Annotated in this window: 20 protein-coding genes; 19 read left to right on the top strand and 1 reads right to left on the bottom strand. The window is 45.1% G+C overall.

Annotated elements, in window-relative coordinates; all coding sequences use genetic code 11:
• Positions 1-30 precede the first annotated feature (30 nt).
• The 16 genes from AB4Z17_RS13050 to AB4Z17_RS12975 all read left to right on the top strand — a co-directional run bounded on the left by AB4Z17_RS13050 (position 31) and on the right by AB4Z17_RS12975 (position 21,895).
• Complete coding sequence (locus AB4Z17_RS13050) at positions 31-834, top strand: carbonic anhydrase (protein WP_441960118.1); 804 nt, start codon at positions 31-33, stop codon at positions 832-834.
• Positions 835-1,379: 545 nt separating this feature from the next.
• Entirely contained in the window at positions 1,380-2,732 is a 1,353-nt protein-coding gene (locus tag AB4Z17_RS13045) for a lytic polysaccharide monooxygenase (protein WP_441960127.1), read from the top strand.
• A gap of 442 nt (positions 2,733-3,174) precedes the next feature.
• Positions 3,175-3,450 carry an acyl carrier protein gene (locus AB4Z17_RS13040; protein WP_076267666.1) on the top strand — a complete coding sequence of 92 codons (276 nt, stop codon included), beginning with the start codon at positions 3,175-3,177 and terminating at the stop codon, positions 3,448-3,450.
• The gene (locus AB4Z17_RS13035; protein WP_441960116.1) at positions 3,437-4,912 is read left to right on the top strand and encodes a hypothetical protein; all 1,476 of its coding nucleotides are present in this window, start codon (positions 3,437-3,439) and stop codon (positions 4,910-4,912) included. The genes AB4Z17_RS13040 and AB4Z17_RS13035 overlap by 14 nt, the downstream gene beginning before the upstream one ends.
• 22 nt (positions 4,913-4,934) lie before the next feature.
• Positions 4,935-6,041 (top strand): hypothetical protein, encoded by a 1,107-nt coding sequence (locus tag AB4Z17_RS13030; RefSeq protein WP_441960114.1) that lies wholly within the window; start codon positions 4,935-4,937, stop codon positions 6,039-6,041.
• Positions 6,013-7,188 carry a radical SAM protein gene (locus tag AB4Z17_RS13025; protein ID WP_441910333.1) on the top strand — a complete coding sequence of 392 codons (1,176 nt, stop codon included), beginning with the start codon at positions 6,013-6,015 and terminating at the stop codon, positions 7,186-7,188. The genes AB4Z17_RS13030 and AB4Z17_RS13025 overlap by 29 nt, the downstream gene beginning before the upstream one ends.
• 16 nt (positions 7,189-7,204) lie before the next feature.
• Complete coding sequence (locus AB4Z17_RS13020; protein WP_441960113.1) at positions 7,205-8,188, top strand: ABC transporter ATP-binding protein; 984 nt, start codon at positions 7,205-7,207, stop codon at positions 8,186-8,188.
• Positions 8,185-8,994 (top strand): ABC transporter permease, encoded by an 810-nt coding sequence (locus AB4Z17_RS13015; protein WP_441910331.1) that lies wholly within the window; start codon positions 8,185-8,187, stop codon positions 8,992-8,994. The genes AB4Z17_RS13020 and AB4Z17_RS13015 overlap by 4 nt, the downstream gene beginning before the upstream one ends.
• Positions 8,995-9,006: 12 nt before the next feature.
• Positions 9,007-9,810: an ABC transporter permease gene (locus AB4Z17_RS13010; RefSeq protein ID WP_441910330.1), complete on the top strand. Its 804-nt coding sequence runs from the start codon at positions 9,007-9,009 to the stop codon at positions 9,808-9,810.
• Positions 9,811-9,886: 76 nt separating this feature from the next.
• Positions 9,887-10,912, top strand: coding sequence for a zinc-binding dehydrogenase (locus tag AB4Z17_RS13005; RefSeq protein WP_441960111.1), 1,026 nt, complete (start codon positions 9,887-9,889; stop codon positions 10,910-10,912).
• Between the two features lie 19 nt (positions 10,913-10,931).
• Positions 10,932-12,590, top strand: a complete 1,659-nt coding sequence (locus AB4Z17_RS13000) for a glycoside hydrolase family 3 N-terminal domain-containing protein (protein ID WP_441960110.1) — start codon at positions 10,932-10,934, stop codon at positions 12,588-12,590.
• Positions 12,550-13,626, top strand: coding sequence for a hypothetical protein (locus AB4Z17_RS12995; RefSeq protein WP_441910327.1), 1,077 nt, complete (start codon positions 12,550-12,552; stop codon positions 13,624-13,626). The genes AB4Z17_RS13000 and AB4Z17_RS12995 overlap by 41 nt, the downstream gene beginning before the upstream one ends.
• A 174-nt stretch (positions 13,627-13,800) precedes the next feature.
• Complete coding sequence (locus tag AB4Z17_RS12990; RefSeq protein ID WP_076267676.1) at positions 13,801-14,235, top strand: MarR family winged helix-turn-helix transcriptional regulator; 435 nt, start codon at positions 13,801-13,803, stop codon at positions 14,233-14,235.
• A 94-nt stretch (positions 14,236-14,329) separates the two neighbouring features.
• Positions 14,330-16,093: an ABC transporter ATP-binding protein gene (locus AB4Z17_RS12985; protein WP_441910326.1), complete on the top strand. Its 1,764-nt coding sequence runs from the start codon at positions 14,330-14,332 to the stop codon at positions 16,091-16,093.
• Between the two features lie 43 nt (positions 16,094-16,136).
• The gene (locus tag AB4Z17_RS12980; protein WP_083681904.1) at positions 16,137-17,873 is read left to right on the top strand and encodes an ABC transporter ATP-binding protein; all 1,737 of its coding nucleotides are present in this window, start codon (positions 16,137-16,139) and stop codon (positions 17,871-17,873) included.
• 308 nt (positions 17,874-18,181) lie between these two features.
• Positions 18,182-21,895: an S-layer homology domain-containing protein gene (locus AB4Z17_RS12975; RefSeq protein ID WP_441960109.1), complete on the top strand. Its 3,714-nt coding sequence runs from the start codon at positions 18,182-18,184 to the stop codon at positions 21,893-21,895.
• A 154-nt stretch (positions 21,896-22,049) separates the two neighbouring features.
• Here AB4Z17_RS12975 and AB4Z17_RS12970 read toward each other — a convergent pair whose 3' ends face one another.
• A complete protein-coding gene (locus AB4Z17_RS12970; RefSeq protein WP_441960107.1) occupies positions 22,050-23,561 on the bottom strand; it encodes an MFS transporter in 1,512 nt (503 codons plus the stop codon).
• A gap of 158 nt (positions 23,562-23,719) precedes the next feature.
• Here AB4Z17_RS12970 and AB4Z17_RS12965 point away from each other — a divergent pair, with 158 nt between their 5' ends.
• From AB4Z17_RS12965 to AB4Z17_RS12955, 3 genes are all read left to right on the top strand, one after another.
• The gene (locus AB4Z17_RS12965; RefSeq protein WP_441960105.1) at positions 23,720-24,541 is read left to right on the top strand and encodes a MerR family transcriptional regulator; all 822 of its coding nucleotides are present in this window, start codon (positions 23,720-23,722) and stop codon (positions 24,539-24,541) included.
• A gap of 139 nt (positions 24,542-24,680) precedes the next feature.
• Positions 24,681-24,887: a hypothetical protein gene (locus AB4Z17_RS12960; protein ID WP_441910322.1), complete on the top strand. Its 207-nt coding sequence runs from the start codon at positions 24,681-24,683 to the stop codon at positions 24,885-24,887.
• Positions 24,888-25,020: 133 nt separating this feature from the next.
• On the top strand, positions 25,021-25,548 hold the full coding sequence (locus AB4Z17_RS12955) for a GNAT family N-acetyltransferase (RefSeq protein WP_441960103.1): 528 nt from the start codon (positions 25,021-25,023) through the stop codon (positions 25,546-25,548).
• Positions 25,549-25,885: the final 337 nt, after the last annotated feature.

Below are 25,885 nucleotides of genomic sequence, written 5' to 3'. Positions count from 1 at the left end.
TCATAACTTATTAAGGAGATGAATTGATTTATGAGCACACGATTGACTAAATTACTCACAAGCGCAGCTATGCTAGTTCTGCTAGCTTCAACTGTCGCTTATGCAGCACCAGCATCAAAGTCCGAGAGCGAAGCACCGCATTGGAGCTATGAAGGCAGCACTGGACCAGAGCATTGGGCCCATCTTAATGCGGAATATGCTGCTTGCAGTGCTGGAGTGGAGCAATCACCAATCGATATACATAGCGACGAAGCAAATAAAAATAGCAACAAAACGAAGGTGACCGTCCATTACAAACCAACCTCCTTTACCTTCGGCAATAGCGGACATACCATTCAAGCCAATACATCTTCAGCTGCCAATCAGTTGACAATAGGCGATACAAAGTACACATTGGCTCAATTCCATTTCCACACACCGAGTGAGCATTTAATAGACGGAAAAGCATCCCCCTTGGAGCTGCACTTTGTACATAAGAGCAAGACTGGAAATCTAGCTGTGCTAGGCGTACTTATTAAGGAGGGTAAAGGAAACCCGGCCTTGACTGAAATTTGGTCCAAGCTGCCAAAAACAAAGACTGCTGCTGATTTTGTTTTGAAAAACAAAATTGATCTCAGCAAGCTTCTTCCTAGTGACCTGGACGCTTATCGCTACCAAGGATCACTGACGACTCCGCCTTGTTCCGAGGGCGTGAAGTGGACTGTTCTAGAGAAGCCTATCGAAATGTCGAAAGCTCAAATAAAAGCATTTCAAGCCATATTCCCTGATAATCATCGTCCTGTTCAACCTCAAAATAAACGTACCATTGCTGAAATAGAAGTAAAAGCAATTTAATATAGGAGAACAATGTAAGTATCCGAATTAGCTGAAATGGCGAAAACAAATTTAGGTCTTTATACACAAAAAATGGTAATAAATGCATCCTTGTGTCATAAGCTTAGGTCGTTGGGGTTGGGTGCAAGACCTATTTTGAGCGTAAAAAATATTAGTTCTAAAATAGCAGTGCAAAATAATAACGTTTACATTATGATTGATTCATAGAACATTCCTCAGCTACAATCCGATTTTAGAGCCTTTCATCTCCACCACACTTCGGTACAAACATCCGGAAAGTTTTGGCTTTTTACCAAACCTCACACCTTCCCATGAACCCAAACCATACCCAATTTACTTTCACTGCTCATTTTTTAATGCGTGTATAAGCTCTTAGGAGTTTATATAAATTCGGATTCTTAAGGAGTTGGTCGCTTAAAAGTGAACCTATCTTTATAGACGTCGCTGCTAATGATGAGAGGGGGGAAATGATACTGATATCCGCATGCTGTTAGGAAATGGATGGATTCTAAAACCAGACCAAAAACCTAGGAGGTAATGTGATGATGAATCAGATTCATATGAGTTCGAGTTTGAAGAAGCGTGTGTTGGTTGCTTGTCTTGTTCTGCTGCTCCTATTAACCAGTATGATTGCTTTCGTTAAGCCTGTTTCTGCACATGGTTATATCGATAATCCTGCAAGTCGGGCGATACAATGTAAAAATGGACTGAATACGAACTGTGGCGCAATTATTTATGAGCCGCAAAGCCTCGAAGGATTAAAAGGTTTTCCAGCAGCTGGACCTGCAGATGGTAAAATCGCCAGTGCCGGCCTTGCTGCCTTCGCCAATCTTGATCAACAAACAGCTACACGCTGGAATAAGGTCAATATTAGCAGCGGTACCAATACATTTACTTGGAAGTTCACAGCCCGTCATGCGACGACAAGTTATCGCTATTTTATTACCAAGCAAGATTGGAATCCTAATGCTCCGCTTTCACGTGCACAGCTTGATCTGACTCCGTTCTGTACAGTACAGGGGAACGGTCAACAGCCTCCTGCAACGTTGTCCCATACCTGTAGTGTACCAGAGAGGACTGGTTATCAAATCATCCTTGCTGTATGGGATATTTATGATACACCAAACGCTTGGTATAACGTAATTGATGTTCAGTTTGGCGCTTCAGACAACGTTGCCCCAACTACTCCAACGAACCTTACAGCAGGTACAGTCGGTACAACAACAGCTTCACTATCATGGGGAGCTTCAACGGACAATAATGGTGTCTCAGGTTATGAGATCTATTCCGGCTCTAACACCTCGCCAATAGCAACCGTTCCGGGAAATCAATTAAATGTCAACCTGACGAATTTGATTGCAGGAACCACCTATAACTTAACCGTCAAAGCGTTTGATTCCTCCGGCAATCGATCTCCAGCCAGCAATAGCGTACAAATAACGACGGTTCAGATCCCGAACGACACGACTCCGCCAACGAACCCGTCTGGGCTTCATGTTATGGGAGCGGCTGGCTCAAACTCACTTACGCTGATGTGGAACGCCTCAACGGATGCATCTGGCATCGCTGGTTATCGCATTTATGTCGGTTCAAATGTCGTTGCAACCGTAACGGGCACAGCTACAGAGAAGCTCGTTACGGGTCTTGCTCCTAATACTTCCTATACGTTCACGGTTCGTGCTATTGATCCATCTCAAAACGAATCAGGCAACAGCAATGCAGTCACCGCTACGACGGCTCAAGGGCCAAGCGCTACACCATGGGCTGCTAATACGGCATATGCAGCGAATGCTCTAGTCTCATACAATGGTGCGACGTATAAATGTATCCAACCGCACACTTCGTTAGCAGGCTGGGAGCCTAGCAACGTTCCCGCGTTGTGGCAGCTGCAGCCATAAACTAATTATGCCCTCGGAGTTGAATGGGAGCTCCGGGGGGCTTTTTTGTTTTAGATGAAAATAGTACAAAAAACTAAAACGAGCTGCAGCAAAATGATGGTTAGATTAATTTTTTGAATTTTAGGTTAAAAAGTCCTAAATAAGTGGTCGGTTTTGAATAGAATTAATCCATATTGGTGTATGAATTTGTCGCAATCCAATGCCGAGGTTCAAAATCAGATGATTCTTGCTACCTATTCAAAGGGTATTCGCGAGGTTATATTGAAAAATAGTGTAAATGATCTACTCTATTTTCGTTGACAGATTCTTGCTAGAGCATGATAATAATTGTAATTTATAGGAATTGGAGGGATAAACAAGGATTGTTTTTTATTTGGTTGGAATTTATGAAAGTGAGGATTCGGATGCTCCTCATACATTAAACCTTTAAAGGAGTGTAGTAATGTTCGATAAAATTGCTGATATTTTGTGCACGATTAAAGAAGACCAGCCGGAACTCCGCCATTCCCTCTCCCCTGAAACGAATCTGAACAATGATATTGGCCTTGATTCTTTGCAAATGATCCAGTTTATGCTCCAAGTCGAGGATCAGTTGAATGTGGCCATTGACTATGACGAATTCGATTATGAGCATCTCCAGTCGATCGGAGCTTTTATTCAGTTTGTGAAAAGCTGCCAGCCGCAAGGCCAGCCGTTGTACGAAGATGCTAAATCGTAAAGCCGACGTGATGGTGAAAATGGTTATGGGTACCTTCGACCCCGAAACGAGGTGGAGAGATCCTGATCTTGCCCAGCTGCCTGCTATGCCGGACAAGGATAGTGAGTCCATTGTCCTATGCATGGATGAGCTGCTCTTTCCGTTTTGCGGGCCTAATGATATCCTCTACAGCCGTTGCAAAATCAACCCAGTACTGCATGAGTATTTTAATGGGCTAGGTTTTTCGTTTGGAGCTCGCTATCACTATGATTTGAATGATGAGAAGGATCCCTTGCCCGAACCGGACTTATTCAAATCTTGCATGTTCAGACTAGCGGCCGATCAAGCAAGGCTCACCAAACCGGCAAACAAAGTGCTTCAGACAACCGGTTCCGGTTTCCACGAGGGTGTGGTTTTGCAGCAGATGAAATCACAGGGTGAAGAGAGGTTCTCAAGCGCTGCCAAAATGGTGTCCCCGTACGCCATAACATCGGATACGGAAGCGTACCTATACGCCGCCGCACCTAGCGGTTCCTTGCCAGATCTAGAGACGGTTGTACGTGTTAATTCAAAGCTGTATTCCAACAGGCTCTTGGTTAGAATAGGCGAGAAGTGTTACGGCATAGAGGCGAACAGCGCAGCAGAAATAGAGACGGTCGGAAGTGCTCTATTGAAGAAGGGGCACTATTTATTGAAAGATCCCTTCGGCGTTGCTGGCAAAGGCAATATGCTCATTGACAGCGAATCCATGCAGCGAAGAATAACGGATCACTTGCATAAACAGGAGGAAAGAGGTTTGCGCTCTCAATTCCTGCTTGAGCCGCTGCTAAAGAAAAAGACCGACTTCAGCTCTCACTGGTTCATCAAGGAGAGTGGCGAGACGGCGTTCATTTCAGTTCAGCGGATGATTAATCACCAGCAAAACTATAGCGGGTCTATCAAGGCGGATGAAGTTTTTATCAGCATGCTGGAGAATGCTGGCTATTTCAACGTGATGGAGAAGGCGCTCCGGCTGCTGGCGGGAGACGGCTACCACGGCTTTGTCTGCTTTGACTCCATGATATTGGAGGACGGAAAAGTCGTATCGATTGTAGAGATTAACGCCCGCAAGTCCATGGGACTTATTAACGCATATCTCGATAAATGTTGGGAAACGTACGGACATAGCGGCTGGCTAACGTTTTTATCCCTCGGATTACCGGAAGGCTTCGAGTTTGACACTCTACTGCACGCATTGCGTGCATCTGAAATTCTGTTGACAACCCCCTCAGGATACGGGGTTGTTCCTCTATCATCCAATACCGTAATGATAAACGAGATTCTGACTCGCCGCCGAATGGCGGAGGGAACGCAAAACAAACGAGGCATGCCGAAGGGACGGCTTTATGTCTCAGTCGTAGGCCGAGATGATGAACACCGCAGCGAACTGATTAACAGCTTGCGACAGGTGCTCGCCGACTTATCCGTTAAAGTGTACAACTAAATTTGGAACGCGGGAGCTGAGCATGAATTCATCTTCAGTTATTTTGCTGGCGTCGGGTAATTCGCTCGGCGCGTACATTCCGGCTATGCATCTGCATACGTACCTGCAAAGCATAGGAGTCGAAACGGATATTTACGTTCTGGAGAGCTTGTATGACGAAAAAGTGCGAAGCAGGATCAGATCCACCAAAAAAGCATTTCATGCGGATTTCGCCGTTGCTCTTATGGGGCATAAGCTGGCCAAACCCGTTGACAATTCCTTGGACGAGGTAGAGGTTCAGAGACTGCTGAACGCTTGGAAACAGGCCGATGTCACCCGTTTTGCGGTGTTTACGGGTTTCTGGCTGCCTATACTGGAGAGTTACAAGGCAGATTCTAACAAGCAATTGGACATCCGGCTGATTCGAATGGATGCGTGGGATACCCCGTCGTTTAAGGTACATAAGCAGTTGTACCCCGTCTATAAGAACGTTTGGTTTTACGAGCTTCAAAAAATGTCTCCGGGCAGTTACATTGCTTCAGACGAAGCGGAGCCTTTGCCTTTCTGGCAGCGTGCCGGACGCATTCTGATCCATGGCGGTGGCTGGGGAATCGGCACCTATGCCAAGACGATCTCAGAGCTTCGAATGCTCGGACACCGTCTGGATGTCATTGTTTACGATCCTTCAGAGGTGGAGGAGGATGACGGGACCACGCGATATTTTGGGACGGAGGTCTCCTGGGATCCGTGGAGCAGCGACAAACAAGGGAGACATTCTTTCCCGCCTATGCTTCAGTATATCCGTGAAAATGGAATTCTCAGGGAGTATCCCCTCAAGGATTACTCAGCTTATACCGAGCTGATGCGCAATTGCTGGGCGATCATCAGTAAGCCGGGGGGAGCGACTTTGAACGATTCGTTGTCGCTTGGAATCCCATTTGTCATGTTGGAGCCGTTCGGCGACCATGAGCTTCATAATTCAACCTATTGGGAATCTTGTGGATTCGGAATCCGCTTTACGGAGTGGAAAAACCAACGTTTTTCGGAGCATTTGCTCGAGGAGACTTGCAGACGATTATTAGAGCAGCGGTCAAAAATTAACCATTTCGGGAGGATCACCTATGCAGCCGAAAACAGCAGTTACGTTTGACCAAATCACGTTTCGTAATATGAAAAGAACGCTCGTTCCGCTCGCGGAAACCGGAAGGAAGCGCAGAGATGATCCAACTTATGCAGCACCCGTGCCTTATGAGATAGGAATCAAGCTTAATAATGGCTGCAACCTACGCTGCACACACTGCTTTGAGTGGAATCCGGATGGCTTCCATCACGGTTTTGCCAAAGAAGTGAAGAAAGATGAAATCGATATTCCCGTCGTGGAGAAGATTTTGGCTGAAACGAGAGCACGCAAATCACGTGTTTTCCTGTGGGGCGGCGAACCGTTATTTTACTCCAAATTCGATGAGCTGGCAGAATTGCTATCCAAAGAAGAACGTTACACGACGATTTGCACGAATGCGATTCTCATTGAGCAGAAGCTGGATTCCATTCTGAAAATGTCAGAAAATCTGGTCATGCTGGTCAGCCTTGAAGGCTTCGAGAAGGAAAATGATGCAATCCGAGGTAAAGGCACGTTTAAGAAAGTAATCCATGCAATCCAGCTGCTGCTAGATCTGAAAAAGCAGGGTATATATAAAGGCAAGGTTTCTGTGGCGTTGACGGTTAACGACCAGATGGTCGGCAAGCTTTACAGCTTTATGGAATTTTTTGAAGAGATGGGCGTAGATTCTGTCTATTTCTGCTTCCCCTGGTATATCCCTTCTGATACGGCGGATAGAATGGACACCTATTTCGATGCTCATTTCCCGCACCTTGCCTCCCGCTTTGCAGACGATCACAAGAATAGTTGGCACTCCTTCACGTTTCACATCTCGCCAGATAATTTTGATATTTTGCTCGAAGAGCTTAAACGCGTGAATTCCCGAATTTGGAATGTGCGTGTCCGTTATCAGCCTGCGCTGGAGCCCGAAGAGGTGGAAGGATTTATCCGGGGCAGCGAGAAACCGGCTATGAATCGTACGAAGTGCTTTTCGATCTCGAATCGGATGGATGTGATGCCGGACGGCAAAGTGAATCCGTGCAAATTTTTCCCCGAATTCAGTGTTGGGAATTTGTACGAGGAAAGCGTAGCCGATATTTTTCATGGTGAAGATCTTCGGAAACAGCGCGAAATTGTTGCCTGCGGTTTAATGCCGATATGCTCTAAGTGTGTGCTGCTGTACAACAATGGAGTTTAAGCCAGGAGGAACAGGGATGGGCTATATCCGTGTGCGGGAGCTGCACAAATCGTTCGTGTACTACCGGAAAGCTGCGGGGCTTAAAAATTCGCTGAAAAATTTATTTGCTCGCAAGTCGCTGGTAAAGGAAGCGGTCAAATCGCTCTCTTTTGACATAGGCCCCGGCGAATGCGTCGGATTTCTCGGACCAAACGGGGCGGGTAAAACGACAACGCTCAAAATGCTGTCTGGCATTCTCTATCCGACAGGCGGAGAAGCCGATGTGTTTGGCTATGTGCCATGGGAGCGGAAGAATGAGTTCAAACGGCTTTTTTCCATTGTGATGGGGCAGAAAAATCAGCTTTGGTGGGACCTTCCAGCTAGCGAATCGATTTATTTGAACAAATGCATTTATGACGTCGAGGATGATCTCTACCACCGGAGTCTTGCTGAGCTATCGGAGATGCTGGATGTGCAGGATCTTCTGAACGTGCAGGTGCGCAGGCTGTCGCTGGGCGAAAGGATGAAAATGGAGCTGATCGCCGCGCTTATCCACCGCCCTAGGCTGCTTTATCTCGATGAACCGACGATCGGGCTTGATTTCCCCTCCCAAAAGAAGGTTAGAGAGTTTCTGAAATACTACAATGAGCAGTTTGGTGCGACGATTTTGCTTACGAGCCACTACATGAAGGATGTGGAGGACCTCTGCAAGCGGACGATCATTATTAATGAAGGAAGTCTTCTGTACGATGGAGATCTTCACAAGATCAATGATCTGTTTGGCGAGCAGAAAATTATAAGGCTGCACTTCTCCGAACCTGTTGCCCAGCAGCGGCTGGCCAAATTCGGGAAAATGGTAAGCGGAGACGAATACAACGTTGTTCTAGAGCTGCCCAAGCATCGTTTGAAGGAAGTGTCGCGCGCCGTTCTCGATTCGTTTCCAATCATCGACTGGACGATAGAAGACGTACCGATCGAGGAGAGCATTTCCATGCTCTATCGCAAGGAAGCTGTAGGATGAACAGACGCAGATTGTACATGGCAGTTTTTAGGGTGGGCGTCCAGCATTCGATGGAATACCGATTTCATTTCTTTCTTGGTCTTCTTGGGGCTGCTTTTCCAATTCTCGTTCAATATTTTATTTGGACGGCGGTGTACGAACATTCCGGCAAGGCGGCGTTGTTCTCGTATTCGTATGGTCAAATTATTTTGTATACGATCTTGGCAGGGCTGGTGTCCAAGCTGATTGCTACCCAGTTTGAGCACGAGATTGCCGGCGATATTAAGAATGGCGGCCTTAACAAATATTTGATTAAGCCAGTCAGCTACTTCGGGTACCGGCTGATGTCCTTTTTCGGTCAAAAAGCGATCTATTACGGTATTACTGCACTTTTGCTTATTTGTATGATCTGGATTTCAGCCGCTAGGGAAGTGCTGGATATCCAGATCGTACGTATAATCTTGTTCGCTGTGACGCTGTGGGGTGCGCTTTTGCTCAACTTTTTGATCGCCTACTGTATTTGCGCCAGCGCGTTTTATTTGCATGAAATCTCATACTTTTTTGTGATTACAAGTTTGCTGGTCAATATTTTGAGCGGCGGTATGTTCCCTTTGGAAATTTTCGGAGAAAAGGTTGTAAAGGCGCTTCAATATACTCCTTTTCCGTATACCATTTATTTTCCGGTGAATGTTCTGAGCGGTAAAACAGAGACGATGGCTATGTATCAGGGGCTGTTTATTCAAGCTGGATGGATATTGCTCTTCTTGCTCATTTCCCGTCTGACGTGGCGCGTATCCATAAAGAAATATTCGGCGGTCGGGGGGTAGCAGACGTTCCGTATGTTTAAAATTGCGAGAAAATATTTGCGCCTGTACGGTATGTTTATCAAAAATTGTCTCATCGCTCAGATGGAGTTTCGGGGCAATTTTGTGATGAGCCTGCTTGTCGAATCTGTCTATCTGCTTGCCAAGCTTTTGTATGTGCTCGTCGTGTTCCGCACTGATCTGCATGTAGAAGGCATACCGCCCGAAGGGCTGCTTCTATTTATAGGCCTGCACACCGTCGTTACGGGAATTTATGTCGGGTTGTTTTTTACAAATTTCATGAAAATTCCTGAGTATATTAAAGATGGCTCGCTTGATTTGATGATTACGAAGCCCGTTTCCTTGCAGTTCATGGCATCATTGCGATACGTCGATCTGGCGCTGCCAATTCCCGATATTTTGGTCGGTTTCACTATGATCGGTATCGGCTGGCATGCGATGGATATTCCGTTGTCATTCGTTCAACTTGCGGGATTTGCCTTAATGCTGCTGGTCTCCGTTGTCATCACGTATTGCCTAATGATTATCCCAGCGCTGCTTTCATTCTGGTTCGTCCAGACGGGGGCTATGTCGGATATCGCCCATTCCGCCTGGGATGCCAACAATTTCCCAATGGCTATTTATCCTGTTTGGGTCCGCAGAATCGGGACCTTCGTTATTCCGCTGTTCCTTATTACTAATTTCGGACCGATGTTCCTGCTTGGACAGCTCAGCTGGTTATATGCAGGACTGGTGCTGATCGGATCGCTTTTGCTCTTCGCAGCTATACGGCTGCTTTGGAAACGGGCTGTGAAGGGATATAGCAGCGCGAGCAGTTAAAATGGTTTTGCAATCATAAGGAAATTACAAATAATAAGTATCTATATCCCATGCCTAAAAAAGGAAGTGTCATCGCATGCCGGACATGGCGACAACGCAAGGCCGTACCTCGATAAATTGCGTATTTCAGGAGCCAGATCGAATTGAGCTTATAGAGGAACAGGTGCCAAAGCCAGGACGAGGACAAATTTTATGTGCAGCCAAAAAATCACTAATAAGTACAGGAACGGAGCTGGCTTGTCTAAAGGGGCGTTTCGATGAAGGAACGGTCTGGTCATCTTGGGTTCGGTATCCATTTTATCCCGGTTACTCGATGGCGGCTGAGGTGCTGGAGACAGGCATTGGAGTGGAGGGAATAAAGCCCGGCGATCGGGTCATCTGCCCGGCTGGTCACCGACAATATTTCCTCGCAGACTATAAGGAAGCGGCAATTATACCAAATTCAATCCGTGACGAGGAGGCGGTTTTTACACAGATCGCGAAGGTTGCTCTTCTAGGGATTCTGCGCGCAGAACCCGCCTTTGGTGAAAGAGTGGGAGTTGTTGGACTTGGTCTTATCGGACAGCTTGTCATTCAGTATCTGAATGCCAGTGGTGCAAGGCAGATTATTGCGATTGCTCCGGAAAGCTCCCGCCTGAACCAAGCCCTTCGAAGCGGTGCGACCGATCTGCTGAATTTTACGGTTGCCGAAGCATTCGGAGCGGTAGAACAGCTTACCGATGGCAAAATGCTGGACACGATATATGATGTGACAGGTTCTTATGCGGTACTGCCCTACTGTACGCAGCTGACACGGGAGCTCGGCAAAGTCATTCTGCTAGGTGACTCGACAGAGCCTTCAAAACAGACGATTGGGCCCAAAGTCGTTTTTAATTCGGTCAGCATATTAGGCATTCACGGCCGAATGATGGAAGGTTTTAATGGCTGGACGGAAGAGGATATGAACATGTTCATATTCGAATCGATCCGTCGCGGGAAATTGGACGTCGCAAGCCTCATCACGGAAGAAGCAAGCCCGCTCGAAGCTGTATCGGTTTATTCCCGGCTCTCCGGGAGTAAGCCTGATTTGTTAGGCGTTTTATTCGATTGGACGCAATTGTAACGTCAGAGGAGGAATGCAGGTGAGAGCTTGTAGCCAGCTTACGATGAAAGAGAAAATTGGGCAGCTGCTTATGGTAGGTTTCGAGGGACTTACGCCGGATGCGAATATTGGCAACCTCTTGCAAAACCATTTCATTGGGGGAGTCGTGTTCTTTTCCCGTAATTTGGACAACCCTGAGCAGGCATTTGCTTTAACGAAGAAACTCCAACAAACGGCTGCGGGTGCAACAGGCATACCGCTATGGATCGGAACAGATCAGGAAGGTGGCATGGTCGTCCGATTAAGACAGGGAATTGCACAGCTGCCTGCGGCGATGGCTTTGGGAGCGGCACGTGATCCTTTGCTGCTCTATGAAGCTGCAAAGGGAACGGCAAAGGAGCTGAAGTTGCTGGGCATCAATATGAATTTCGCGCCGGTGGTCGATATTAACGTCAATCCGCGAAATCCGATTATTGATGTCCGGGCATACGGCGACGAAGCTGAACTTGTCGCTGAGCTCGGGATCGCCGCAATGCTTGGCTTTCAGGATGGAGGCATCGTCTCTGTTATTAAGCATTTTCCTGGGCACGGCGACACGGAGGTAGATTCGCACGCTGAGCTGCCGGTTGTTAGGCATTCTCTTGAGCGTCTGCGGTCTGTCGAGCTTGTACCGTTTCGGCGCTGTGCGCGGGCAGGGGCCGAAGCCGTAATGACTGCCCATGTCGGGATTCCATTGCTAAGCGGCGGTTTGTCTGTTCCAGCCACACATTCTCATGAAGTATTGACGGGTCTGCTGCGGGAAGAGCTGGATTTCAAGGGGATTATCGTGACGGATTGCATGGAGATGAATGCGGTAACGCAAGGCATTGGTGTCGGGGAGGCAGTCGTAAGAGCCGTACTTGCTGGAGCAGATCTTCTTCTCGTCAGCCATACGTACGAAAGCCAGCTGGAGGCGGCAGCTGCACTGGAGCATGCGGTAGCAGGCGGTCGTCTGTCTGAAGCTCGGATTGATGCTTCCGTGGAGCGCATTCTTCTCCTAAAGGAGCTCCGCATCGGAGAGCTGCGAGAGCGCAGCTGGGAAGAAACGCAGACCAATCTCGATCATTCGCAAACACTTCGGACAATTAAGCTGCTTCGCGAGAAAAGCATCACCTCGGTGAACCGTGAACCGAATTTTTGCCAGTTGTCTTCCGAAGTCGACACGCTTGTGCTTTGGCCGCAGATGGCGGCTGCTTGCAAGTCTGAGGATGAACCGATATACGATGATACCCTCGGCAGCTTTCTAAATCCTTTAATGAAGGCAAAGTTCACGGAGCGTTTGTATAGGACTAGTCCGAGTACGGATGAGATTGCGGACTTAGTCTCCGAAGCGGATGGATATGAGCAAATCATCGTGGGAATATTCCATACGGCTTCTAATCACGGGCAGACCGTTTTGGTTCGAAAGCTTTTGGCAGGTGGGAACAAAGTCATTCCAATCTCCCTTCGCAACCCCGTTGATCTAGCGGCATTTCCAGAAGCTAAAGGTTTCCTAGCCTGTTATGAGCATCATCCGCTAACATTGCAGGCCCTTTCTAGCGTTTTACTGGGCAAGCTTAAGCCTGAAGGAACTTTACCGGTTACGCTTCCCGATTATTCATTAGAAGGAGGCGAATCATATGAACGCGGTACAGCTTCCCGTGTTGAATCCGCCACTTAAAGGATTTTTACGATGGGCCTACACCCTTTCAATCACCAGCGTCCACGAAGAAACGATTCCTTGGTATTACAGCAACTTTATCCAGTTATCCTGCACCACAAAATTTCTGGAGGACGGCAGGCAATATTTTATCGATTTTTTTCGGGGCAAGCCAAACGAGCTGAATTTCAATAACCCGTTTCTTCTAACATGCTCTGTGAATTATACGATTCTAGATAATTTGGCATTGGATGACTGGCCGAAATTTTTCGCGGATCAGATCCGCAGCGGCTATTACTGCATTGTGTTTGTGGACGAAGCCAAGCTGTCACCGGCAGCTTCTTATCAGAAGGAGCCGTTCCCTCATCATCTTTTTCTGTACGGTTTTGACTGGGAGGAAAATAGGTTCGATGCTTCCATGTTCGATCATACAGGGGTGTACCGTAATGTGAAGATCCCATTCCAAGAGTTTCAGGATGCTGCAGGTTCTATGCGAAAGCTTTTGAAGGAGAAACTCACGTCTGATCATCATACGTATTTTTACAAATACGCACCGCATTCTGCTTATCCTTTTGATAAAACGGCCGCGATCGACCAGCTGCTCGATTATGTTAATGGCGAGACTCATTTAAACCGAATTAATTACAATCCAGACGAGGAAGCTTTCGGAATCAAGGTATATGACTATCTGCAAATGTACTTTGATGCTGTAGAGCAAAATGATTCTAGGCTGGGTGACCGCAACGATGCGAGACATCTTCACGTTCTCTGGGAGCATAAAAAAATGATGAGCGAGCGAATCGGATATCTTGTAGAAGAGGGGATAATCCCTTATGAGGAAGAGCTTGTGGAAGGCTACAAGGATATAACAAAACGGGCGATGAAGCTGAGAGATCAATACATTCGCCATGTTATTCGCGAAGATAAGGAAGTATTTAAACGGTTGAGGCTCCGCTTTGACCAATTCCGAGAAGAAGAGCCTGTTCTTTTGCTTAAATTAATTAAACTTCTAGAAGTGCCATCGAACTCGAATAAGATTTATGTAGAAAGTAGATAGCAATCAAAAATATTATATGAGATGAGCTAATAGGAGGGAGCTGCCGCGAGGACAGCTCCTCTTTGATGTTCATTGTGGTTAAAAGCTTTTAATGTATAATTAATGTTAGTTGACTAACAATAATTGTGATAAAATGAGGAAAGAGCTGAAGATGATAGGTAAAGGGGGGCGAAAATGAACAAGGATCGATCAGTTGCGCTCGAACTTAGAACGCTAAGAAATATGCTGCATAGACAGGTAAGCGGGTTTATGAGTCAAAAATATGGCGATCAATTGACTGGCATGCATGGATGGGTGCTGAGGTACTTTGTTGAGAACCAGCACAAGGAGATTTTTCAACGCGATTTCGAGAGCCAGTTCACGATTCGGCGTTCGACCGCGAGTAAGATTTTGCAGTTGATGGAGAAAAATAATCTCATAACGAGAGAGTCTGTTCCTTATGATGCAAGACTAAAGAGGATTATTCTTACGCCAAAAGCTATTGAATACCATGAAGCCATTATTTTGAAATACGTTGAATTGGAGCGTGAAATTAAGAAAGGTCTATCGCAAGAGGAGATGGATACTTTTTTTAATGTGCTCGATAAAATCAAAAAGAATTTGGAGTAGTCGTTGAAGTTGTTAGAGCGGCTTTTATTATTGTAATATAGTTAGTAGGCTTACAGTTCTATGGCTAACAACATGGAGAAGGAGCGTTTGATAAATGCTTAAGATTTTGAAGTATTTCAATCCCAAAAATGTTTGGTTTATCGTCATCAGTACTGCATTTATCGTGTTCCAGGTATGGCTCGATCTCAAGCTTCCCGATTATTTGGCAGAAATCACAAAGCTGGTGCAGACGGAAGGCAGCTCCTTAAACGAGGTATGGGAGCCAGGCGCCTATATGATGCTGTGTGCCATTGGAAGCTTAATTGCATCCTTCATCGTTGTTTATTTGGTCGCGAAGAGCGCTGCATCACTCGCTAAGAGGCTTAGAAGCCTGCTCTTCGACAAGGTTGAATCATTCTCAATGGCCGAGATGAATCAATTTTCAACAGCAAGCCTCATTACGCGTTCCACGAACGATATCACGCAAGTACAAACGATTGTGGCGATGGGGCTGCAGGTCATGATTAAAGCGCCTATTCTGGCAGGCTGGGCAATTGTGAAAATTTCAAGCAAGAGCTGGCAATGGACGCTCTCGTCCGGTATTTCGGTTGCACTGCTTCTTCTCATGATCGCGATCGTTATTTTGTTCGCCATGCCGAAGTTCAGAATGATTCAAGGACTAACGGATCAGCTGAACCGAGTAACGAGAGAAGGGCTTCAAGGTCTGCGTGTCATTCGTGCTTATAATGCTGGACCGAGCCAAGAAGCAAAGTTCGAGTACGCAAATCGGGAGTTGACCGATGCGAATCTGTTCACGAGCCGATTAATGGCATTAATGATGCCGGTCATGAGTCTAATCATGAGCGGATTAAGCTTGGCGATTTATTGGATCGGTGCGTATCTGATCAATGGAGCGGATACAGCAGCTAGATTAGGCTTGTTCAGCGACATGGTCATTTTCTCGTCCTATGCCATGCAGATCGTCATGGCCTTTATGATGCTGTCGATGGTTTTCTTCATGCTGCCGCGGGCGTCGGTTGCTGCCAAGCGTGTCATGGAAGTATTAAATACAGAACCAAGCATCAAGGATGGCAGTTCGAAATCGACTAATGCTGCGAAAGCAGGAGAGATTGAATTCCGGAATGTCAGCTTCAAGTATGCGGATTCGGATGAATATGTACTTAGGGATATCAGCTTCGTTGCACGCAGGGGAGAGACGGTTGCGTTTATCGGCTCCACAGGCAGCGGGAAAAGTACGATGATGAACTTAATTCCGAGATTTTACGATGTGACGGACGGCGAAGTGCTTGTTGCGGGAATGAACGTGAAGGATTACTCACTGAAAGATCTGCATAACAAGCTAGGTTATGTTCCTCAGAAAGCCGTATTGTTCAGCGGTACAGTGACGTCCAACGTCGCTTATGGCGATAATGGGCATGTGGCTGGCTCGGCGGACGATGTGAAGAAAGCGGTAGCGATCGCTAAGGGACAAGAGTTTGTCGAGAAGCTGGAAGGCGGATATGAGGGCACGATCTCGCAAGGCGGCTCGAATTTATCCGGCGGACAGAAGCAGCGGTTATCCATCGCTAGGGCTATCTACCGCAAGCCTGACATTTATATTTTTGACGACTCCTTCTCTGCACTTGATTACAAAACCGACCGCCAGCTGCGTTCCATGTTGAATCAAGAAACAGCTGGAGCTACCAACCTGATTGTGGGGCAGCGAATTGGAACGATTAAGGAAGCCGATCTCATACTCGTTCTCGACGAAGGCAAAATTGTAGGAAGAGGCACGCATCAAGAACTGCTTCAAACCTGCGAGGTATATCGTCAGATCGCGAACTCTCAGTTATCGAAGGAGGAGCTTGAAATTGGCTAAACAACAGGTCGCTACCAAGCAAAACATCGATTTCAAAGGCACAATGGGCAAGCTCGTCGCTTATTGCAAGCCGTACATTCCTCTTATTGTCGTGGCTCTGCTGCTGTCCGTGGTGGGCACGATATTTACGATTGTCGGGCCAAGCAAGCTGAAGGACATGACGGATCATATTACCAAAGGGTTAATGGGCGAAATTGACATGGACGCGATTAGCAGCATTGGTATATTGCTTGCTGTTCTATATGGATTAAGCGTCATCTTCTCGTTCTTCCAAGGCTATATTATGGCTACGGTAACCCAGAAGGTATCGAAAAGCTTGCGTACGCGCATTTCCCAGAAGATCAATAAGCTTCCGCTCAAATATTTTGATTCCACGAGCAATGGAGACGTGCTGAGCCGCGTCACGAACGACATCGATACGATCGGGCAAACGATGAATCAAAGCGTCGGGATGTTGGTTACTTCCGTTACGATGCTGGTCGGTTCCTTGGTCATGATGTTCTATACGAACGTATGGATGACGTTGACGGCAATCATTTCGACGTTTCTAGGATTTGCCTTTATGACCGTGATGATCAAAAAATCACAAACGCATTTCGTCCACCAGCAGGCGAATCTTGGTGCGATGAATGGCCATGTCGAAGAAATATACTCAGGCTACGATGTGGTTAAGGTCTATAATGGAGAGCGGAAGGCGAAAGAAACTTTTAATCAAATAAACGATAAATTATATGAAAGCTCATGGAAGTCGCAGTTTCTATCCGGCTTGACGATGCCGCTCATGATGTTTGTCGGAAATTTCGGTTATGTGTCGGTCTGTATTGTCGGCGGAGCATTAGCGATGAATGGTCATATTTCGTTTGGTGTTATCGTTGCATTCATGCTTTATGTTCGTTTGTTCACGCAGCCCTTGGGGCAAATTGCACAGGCCGCGACAAGTCTGCAGTCGACTGCAGCCGCAGCTGCGCGCGTTTTTGAATTTTTGGAAGAGAAAGAGCTTGAGGACGAGAACCATAAATCGAAGGTGCTTAAGGATGTTAAGGGGCAGGTCGAATTCCGGAACGTTTCCTTCGGATATGATCCGAATAAGCTCATCATTCACGATTTCTCAGCCCGTGCTTTGCCTGGTCAGAAGATCGCCATCGTTGGGCCGACGGGTGCAGGGAAGACGACGATCGTCAATTTGCTGATGCGATTCTATGAGCTGAATGGCGGGGAAATTGCCATCGATGGCGTTCCGATCCATGAGCTTCCTCGGGAAAATGTTCATGAACAATTCTGTATGGTGCTTCAGGATACATGGCTGTTCGAGGGAACGATCAAAGAAAATATCGTCTTCAACAAGCAAGGGGTTACCGATGCTGATGTAAAGGCCGTCTGCAAGGCTGTCGGTATTGATCATTTCATCCGAACCTTAACGAATGGCTACGACACGGTATTGAACGAGCAAGTGAACCTTTCCGCAGGTCAGAAACAGCTCATCACGATTGCAAGAGCGCTCATTGCGAACGCCCCGCTGCTCATCCTCGACGAGGCAACAAGCTCTGTCGATACGAGAACGGAGCTTCTCATTCAGGAAGCGATGGACCGGTTGATGGCAGGTCGAACTTCTTTTGTTATCGCGCACAGGTTGTCTACGATTAAGAATGCCGATATTATTCTCGTCATGAAGGACGGTGATATTATCGAAAGCGGCAATCATTACGAGCTGCTTGCGGCAAACGGCTTCTATGCTGAATTGTATAATAGCCAGTTTGAGACAGCGGAGGCGGCCCTGTAAAGGGGACGTGTACTCCAAAAAACGAAAATTCGTGGAATAATCGTCAAACCATGGTGCAGAGCTTTGAGATGCGCTAGGGCAAATACGAATAATTAATTCCGCGGAAATGGAAAACCCGATCGAATGAGATCGGGTTTTTTTGTGTTTTCTACTCGTCTTTTCCCATCACAGCGCAACTCGAAAGGACGATTAATTACAATTTTTGTGAATAAAAATAAAATTTCTTAATAGTTAAGGAGGTTTAATTTTACAATGCACTGTTATAGTTCTCATTGACTAACCATTTTACTAAGGGAGAAGGAAACGTAATGAAAGCAAAAGTATTACGCAAGACAATAGTAATTGCATCCATTATAGCGCTGCTAGGAGGGGGACTACATAGCGGTTTTGGTCAAAATAACCATGTCTTTGCAGTAGAGGAAGCATCGCCAAATGTTATCGTTGAAGATTTTGAAGATGGAATCTCAGATGTGAAATTTAATCCTAAACGCATGTATGATGCTACGCTGCACTTGGAGAACAACAAGAAGCATGTAAGAAATGGACAATATTCAGCTAGAATTGATTACGATATGATTGGTATCGTAGATAACCCTTCTCAAATTGAAGTCGGGTATAAAACAGGAAATATTCCTGTCACAGGCTACCCTACTAAAGTAGGCATGTGGGTTTATGGGAACAATGAAGGACATTTGCTAACGACAAAATTTAGAGATAAAGGCGGATCTTCATTCCAGGCAGAATTTTATGATGTAAATCAAATGGGTGTAGACTGGTCTGGTTGGAAATATATTGAGGCGGATGTTCCGCAGGGAAAACCTGGCCCGATCGTCCTTGAATTGTTTTTTCAATTGAAACAATCGAATATGAGCAAGAAAAATAAAGGCTCGATTTGGGTAGACGATATTACCTTTATCTATAAGGAACTTGATGAGGATAAAGAAGTTCCAACTATTAAACCTATAGCCCCTGCCCCAAATGAAGTATTAAACGCTCCGCTTGATGCATTGAAGGTTGAGCTGGACGATAACGGATCAGGTTTGGATTTGAATACATTATCTGTTCTTTTGGATGGAACGAATATAACGGATAAAGTGGACTATTCTGAAAATACAAAGGTATTAACCTACCCAGGAAAATATGTGGATGGCGGTTATCATGAGCTTGTTATTGAAGTGAAGGATAAGGTTGGTAACCCGGCAGGGAAAACATTCGCCTTTACAGTGAATGCAGGAGAACGATTGTTCATGACTGCTAACAAAGAAGCAATAAGCAACGAAATCTACTCTGTACAGGTAGGTATCAATGATTATTTGAATGCAGATCGTGCGGAATTTGCTTTAAATTATGATAAAGGTATCCTTCAAGTTGAAAGCATTACTCAGGCGACTGGAGTTGCCCTAACCTCAGATATTGATAATGAGCACGGGATGGTTAAAGTATCACTTCATAACGTAGCAGCAGCCCATAATGCCGTTACGCTTAACTTCAGAGTGAGCTCTCATGCTGCGCTGGAGCGTGGTGAAGCTTACAAGACCATAACCATGAGCAATACAAATCTAACAGCTGGCGAAGTTCAGACTAGCTCACCACTCGCTGCTCCTATTCACTATACCATCGCATTTCCATATCAGCTGGAAATGATGGGTGTTGGTTTAGGCACGCCTTCTACATTTACAGTATTAGACCATGCGGGCAAGCCGTATGAAGGTGCGGACATTGTATTCATTGGATTATTAAAGCAAAGCTCAGTAGTTACTGTTAACACCGTAACGTCTAATGTATATGAGGATGATGATACGTCTTCTGATGTATTAATGGTTGCAAAAGCTGGTGAACGTTACTATGCTTCTGCAAAAGCTGAAGATGGATTATTCGAGATTATTTTCGCAGATGGTCAAACAACAGGTTATATCTCAGAATCGGATGTTAGCAGTCAGTTATTGAACAGCAGCCTTGGTAAAACAGATGCTAAAGGACAATTAATGACAGACCTAACTACATTGGCACTTGGAACCTATCAGGTTCAAGCGGTCAACGGTGATAAGAACAGTAAGGTTGTCAATTATGAAGTCGTGGAGCAATATGGTACAGATGCACCTCAATATGTTCAAACCTATGTGGCAGAAGATATGTCTTCTGAGCTGAGCGCTGCTTGGCAAACCAAGCCAGACCAAACCATTACTTATCTTGAATACATTGAAGCTAGCGAATGGGGAACAGGAGAAAAACCTGATAGTAGTCATGTAAAACAACATCAAGCTGAGAGTGAGCTTCAAGTGCTTAGTATGAAGGAAAATGGAACGAAGGGTGAAATCCGGTTTCATAATGCTCTGATTGAAGGCTTGAAAGCAAATACAGCCTATAAATATCGTGTGGGTTATGAGGGGAATTGGTCGGAGTGGTATGAATATTCGACAGTTGATCAGAATAAATCAACACCAACCTCATTCTTGTTTATTACAGATTCTCATACGAATCAATCACAAGGCATACAAGCCTATCAAGAACTAATGACTAACGCTTTGAAACAACATCCATCAACACAGTTTATTATGCATGGTGGAGATATGGTTGATGTAGGCGGCGCATTTGAAGAATGGCAAAAATTCTGGCAAGCATCTGCGGTCTACGCAACAAAAATTCCAACTGCTCTAACATTGGGCAATCATGATGTGAAGAGTGAAGGGAAAGAAGTATTCACCAAAGGGGCGAATTTCCCAACGAACGGACCGGAATCTCAGCTTCAATATGCTTACTCTTATGAGGTTGATGATACTCATTTTGTCGTATTGAACTCAGAGGGTACAGAGGAACAAATGATAGATCAAGCAGCTTGGCTCGAAGAAGATTTAAATAAAAATGATAAAAAATGGACTATCGTTATGTTCCATCGTCCTGCTTACCATACAGAAAATGGTCGAGAAACTCTTGTTGAGTATACACAAACGTATTTTGCACCTATTTTAGAAGAGAAAAAAGTTGATTTGGTTCTAGTAGGTCATGATCATGTGTATGCGCGTACCTATCCAATGCAAGATGGTAAGCCTAATAAGGATACAAATGAAGGTACCGTTTATCTTGATGGCGGTGCATCGGGCTGGAAATTTTATGATGGTACACAATATAATTATTTGAAACATATTTTTGATGAGGACGTGCCAGTATATTCCGCTATTGAAATTACTGAGGACGGGATTCATGTGGAAGCACGTACAAGTGCGGGTAATAAGATTGATGAGTTTACTGTCGTGAAAACAGCAGGAGTTGAGCCGACACCGACACCGACGCCGACGCCAACATCGACACCAACACCGACACCAACATCGACACCAACACCGACTTCAACATCAGCACCAATATCGACGCCAACATCAACACCAAAAGCAACGCCGGCGCCAACATCTACACCAACGATTACGAAACCAGTCTTCAACGACAAGATCGATGTGGATGTAGTTAAGGCTATCGTGGAAAAAGAAAAATCTGCTCCCGCTTTAAAATTTACGGACGTCCCGGCATCTTCGTGGAGTGCTTTAGCAGTGGAGCGTGCTGCTAAGATGGGGATTGTAAAAGGCTATAGTGATGGTTCTTATCATCCGAATGAAAATGTAACTCGCRCCGAGTTCGCCACGATGCTTGCAAAAGCTTTTGGTTTAACGAATTCAGACGGTGCTTCCTTCTCTGACACCAAAGGGCATTGGGCCTCAGAAGCGATTGCAGCATTACAGGCTAATGGGATAATTACAGGTTATAGTGATGGTTCTTTCCATCCTAATCAAAAAATTTCCCGTGCTGAAATCGTTGCAATGCTAGCTCGTTTGACGAACTATGTTCCTAGTACAACCAATCCGTTCTCGGATGTAGTCGCGAACTGGGCTTCTGAACCAATTAATGCTTTTGCTAGTGCAGGTATCGTAAGCGGTAAAGGCAACGGATTGTTCAAACCAAATGAATCTGCTTCCCGTGCCGAGTCAGTTGCGATGATTATTCGCTTGTTGGATAAATTGCTTGAACAATAAGTAAAGTTAATGGAATTGTAGTGTTGCATAACCAAGGTTCGCCATCAGCATGTGAAACCCCGACCGTAAGAGGTCGGGGTTTTTGCTTGTAGGAATGTAATGTATCTTGATTGCTCCGCAATATAATCTCTTCAAACTTCTTTATTCAGCACTTTCATGATTGTTCTGAACGTTTTTCTGAATGAATTTGTTTCGATCGTTTTCCTATCCATAATATAACTAATGATGTTATTGCAAAAAATACGGATAACCCCAGCAGTATGGCGAAAAAAGATTGATCAAAAGCTAAGCGCCCAGCCGCTTTCAACGCTTCGGATGCCTGAACAGGCAACCCATCGGCAACCAACAGCGCTTCGTCCAGGCTGTCTTTTACATTGGCAGGAACCTGAAGTCCCTCGGGGATATTCATAGCGAGCGTATACACTAGACCAGAAATGCTTCCGATGATTGCAATTCCGGACGCCCCTCCGACTTCATAGGCCACTTCCTCTATTGAAGCTGCCATCCCCGCTTTTTCAGGCGGTGCATAACTCATGATCGAGTGAGAAGCTGCCGTCATTCCTGCTCCCAAGCCTGCTCCGAGGAGTGCTAGTCCAATCATTTGTACAGCAAGGCTAGAATTAAATTGAAAGACATAAATCATCGTTCCCAAAGCGGCAATCAGAAAAGCGAGGCCTTTGATATATATCACATTATAGCGATGCAGTATCTTACCGATCAGCGGACCTGCAATAAGAGCCGCCGCCGGTACGCTTAGCGTGATCAGACCTGCTTGCAGCGGACTCATTTCTACGACTAATTGAAGTCGCTGAGTCACAATATACTGAACGCCGAGCTGTCCAAATAGACCGACTAAGGCTGTAATACAACCTGTCATAAAGGGAGATATTTTAAAGAGCGACAGGTCGAGCATCGGGTTTGGGCTTTTGAGCTGACGACGAATAAAGATAATCATTGCCACGATCCCGATAACGGCGGCAATAGCAGCAAGCATGGGGGACCCTTCGCGCTTTGCAAATTCTTTAATAGCAAAAACAATCGCCACCATGGAAATCATGATCTGAATGGAGCCGGTAAGATCCCACTTCGTATTTTTATTGCCTTCATGCTTCGGAACAGATACCAGCGTCAAAACAAACGCTAAGATCGCGATTGGAACGTTGATCAAAAAGGCGGCACCCCACCAAAAATGCTCCATAAGCAGTCCGCCTACAAGGGGACCAATTCCTGCCCCTCCAGAAGCAATGGAACCCCAAATGCCGATCGCAAGTCCGAGCTCACGCGGGTCGGTAAATGTGACTCTAATGATGGATAATGTAGCAGGCATCATCATGGATGCCCCAACAGCAAGGAGTACTCGTCCTACGACCAATACAGACGGAGTTGGAGCAAAAGCCGCTAGGAGAGAAGTTGCCGTAAATACGAGCAATCCAAGGGCGAATATTTTTTTATGGCCGTAACGATCTCCTAGTGCCCCCATCGCCGGGAGCAGACCTGCCATAACAAGCGAATAACCGTTCAGAATCCATAATTTTTCCGATGCCGAAGCACCTAGGTCGTAAGTTAAGCTTGGCATAGCCGTATAAAGAATCGTCGCATCCATTACAATGAGCAAAAGTGCGCTTGAAACGACAGCCAGAACGATCCAACGATTGATACTGTTCATCTTGCTTTTCCCTCCATGTCATACAAAGCTAGAAACCTTCTGGACTTAACTCTAAACTACAGGGTTACCCTATTGTCAAAGCCAATTTCATTAGGTAAAATTTAGCGATAATCCATTTATCGGTTTATAAGATTTTTAGACTCGGAGGAATATTCAACATGTCCGATATTAACGGTCGTTATCTCACGATCAGCAAACTGGCGAGCATAAGCGGGGTTACAAAGCATACCCTTCTTCACTATGACGAGATCGGGCTTTTGAAGCCTGAATTTATACATGTAAATGGATACCGCTATTATTCTCATCGCCAATCCTATATATTGGATATTATTAATGTGCTTAAGAAGGCTGGGAGTTCTCTTCACGAAATCAAAGGTTTTATCCAGAACAGGAACACTTCGAGTCTCATCGAGCTGTTTAATCAAAAGCATCGTGAATTGGAATCAGAGCTGCTTCGAATCAAACGGATGCAGGATATTTTGCAAAATGCCATTCAAATGACGAAGACATCGATGGAGACGTTGCGGGACAATCCTTCTATAGAAGAATGTGAAATGGAGTATTTAATCGCGACGCCGCTCGAAAAAGGGGACGAAGAGGAATTTGCTGTTAAGTTAAGTGAACATCGCAATTATTGTGAAAAACATTTTATCAATCACGAATTTCCGATCTGGGCGCTTATAAGCAAAGAAAGTTATGAATCCAGCACCTTTTCTTGGAGCCATGTAGCAAATAGGATTAAAGCGCCGATTTTGGGAGACAGAATGCTAATCAAGCCCAAGGGCTTTTATGCGGTTATGGACCATAAAGGTTCTTACGAGAGCATTTCAGAGGCTTGCTCCATTATTAAAAAATACATTGAGCGCAAAGGAATGAAAGTATGCGGGAATGTGTACGTAATGGATTTGATCAACTACTTCTCAGAGATGGATTCGGATAGCTATGTTGTTCGGGTCTCCGTTGAAGTTACTGATTATTGAACATGCTTTCGAATATTACGGCTAGGACTTCTGTATGATTTGTATAATAGTTAATTTGATATAAAATAATGTAGGCTAACGTTCGTTGAAGGAAAGTTATTTATATTGTCGAACTGCTTTAAATGAGGAGGGCGGCTCAATGCGTATCGATGATTTTATTGGACATGTAGTCATTGTAGAGTTAGACTCAACAGTTACCTATGAGGGTGTTCTTCACGATGTTAAAGATCCAGAATTCACTGATTATGTAAAAGTAATGAATGCACAAAGTACGGATTGGTTGCCGAGGCAAGAAATTTATAAAATTGTTCCCGTTTATCCAAAACGCTTTGTCTCTGAGGAATGACATTAGAATGCAAATAATAAGCCATTTTAGCAATGTTAACGGGGCTAAGATGGCTTTTTTATATCTAGATTCATTGCTGCAAGTTTAAGTTGGAATAGTCATTTTTAACAATATTGCGAGGAGATTGAACTACTTGAGTAATTTAGACTATTTTTACGAAAGCAATCGATTARAATACCGGAGAATCGATTTAGAGGATTACAAGGAGCTTGCAGAAATGCTTACCGATCCAGAAGTAATGTATGCATGGGAACACACATTTACAAGTGAACAGATAATAGAATGGATATATCGGCAACTGGATTATTATGAGCAGGATGGAGTTGGTTATTTTGCAGCTATATCCAAAGAAACGAGTGAGTTTATTGGGCAGATCGGACTACATTATAGTGATTTCGAAGGGAAGCGCGTACTGGAAGTATGTTATATGCTAAAGAAACGTTTCTGGAATTTAGGATATGCGTTGGAAGGTTCTAAGGCTTGGATTAGTTATGCGAAGGAACAATTGGGGGCAAATGAGATATATGCGTTCGTACGTTCCACAAACTTACCATCTGTTCGAGTGGCAGAAAGAGCGGGTATGAAAGTTGATAAATCATTTATTAAACATTACAACGATAAGGATATGGAACATCTCGTTTTATCAATAAAACTGAACTAAGTCGGAGGCACAGCATAATGAATCAAATAAAAATAGCGAGTAGACCTCATTGGTTTACTCGCTATTTTTATATTGAGGATATCCAATTGTTTACTTATTGATTTTAAGGTGCTGTGCTATTATTCAAAATAAGCGTAAAGAGATCATTAATAATTGGATCTTATTGCTGAAATTAAACTTTTTTGACTGTAGGACAATTTCTTAACATTTGATGATCGTATAAATATACTCTTCTGGACGACTTCCGTTTTTTTTGACTGTAAACTGTAACTTTAGTTCGTCTGATTCGTGATTAGGGCAGGGGGGAGAAAATGAAGGGAAACCATCTGGATGATAT

It is taken from the genome of Paenibacillus sp. TAF43_2, from assembly GCF_052113545.1.
GTDB lineage: Bacteria > Bacillota > Bacilli > Paenibacillales > Paenibacillaceae > Pristimantibacillus.
Note: the sequence above shows the minus strand (reverse complement) of the source record. Positions and strands in the feature narration are given on the sequence as shown.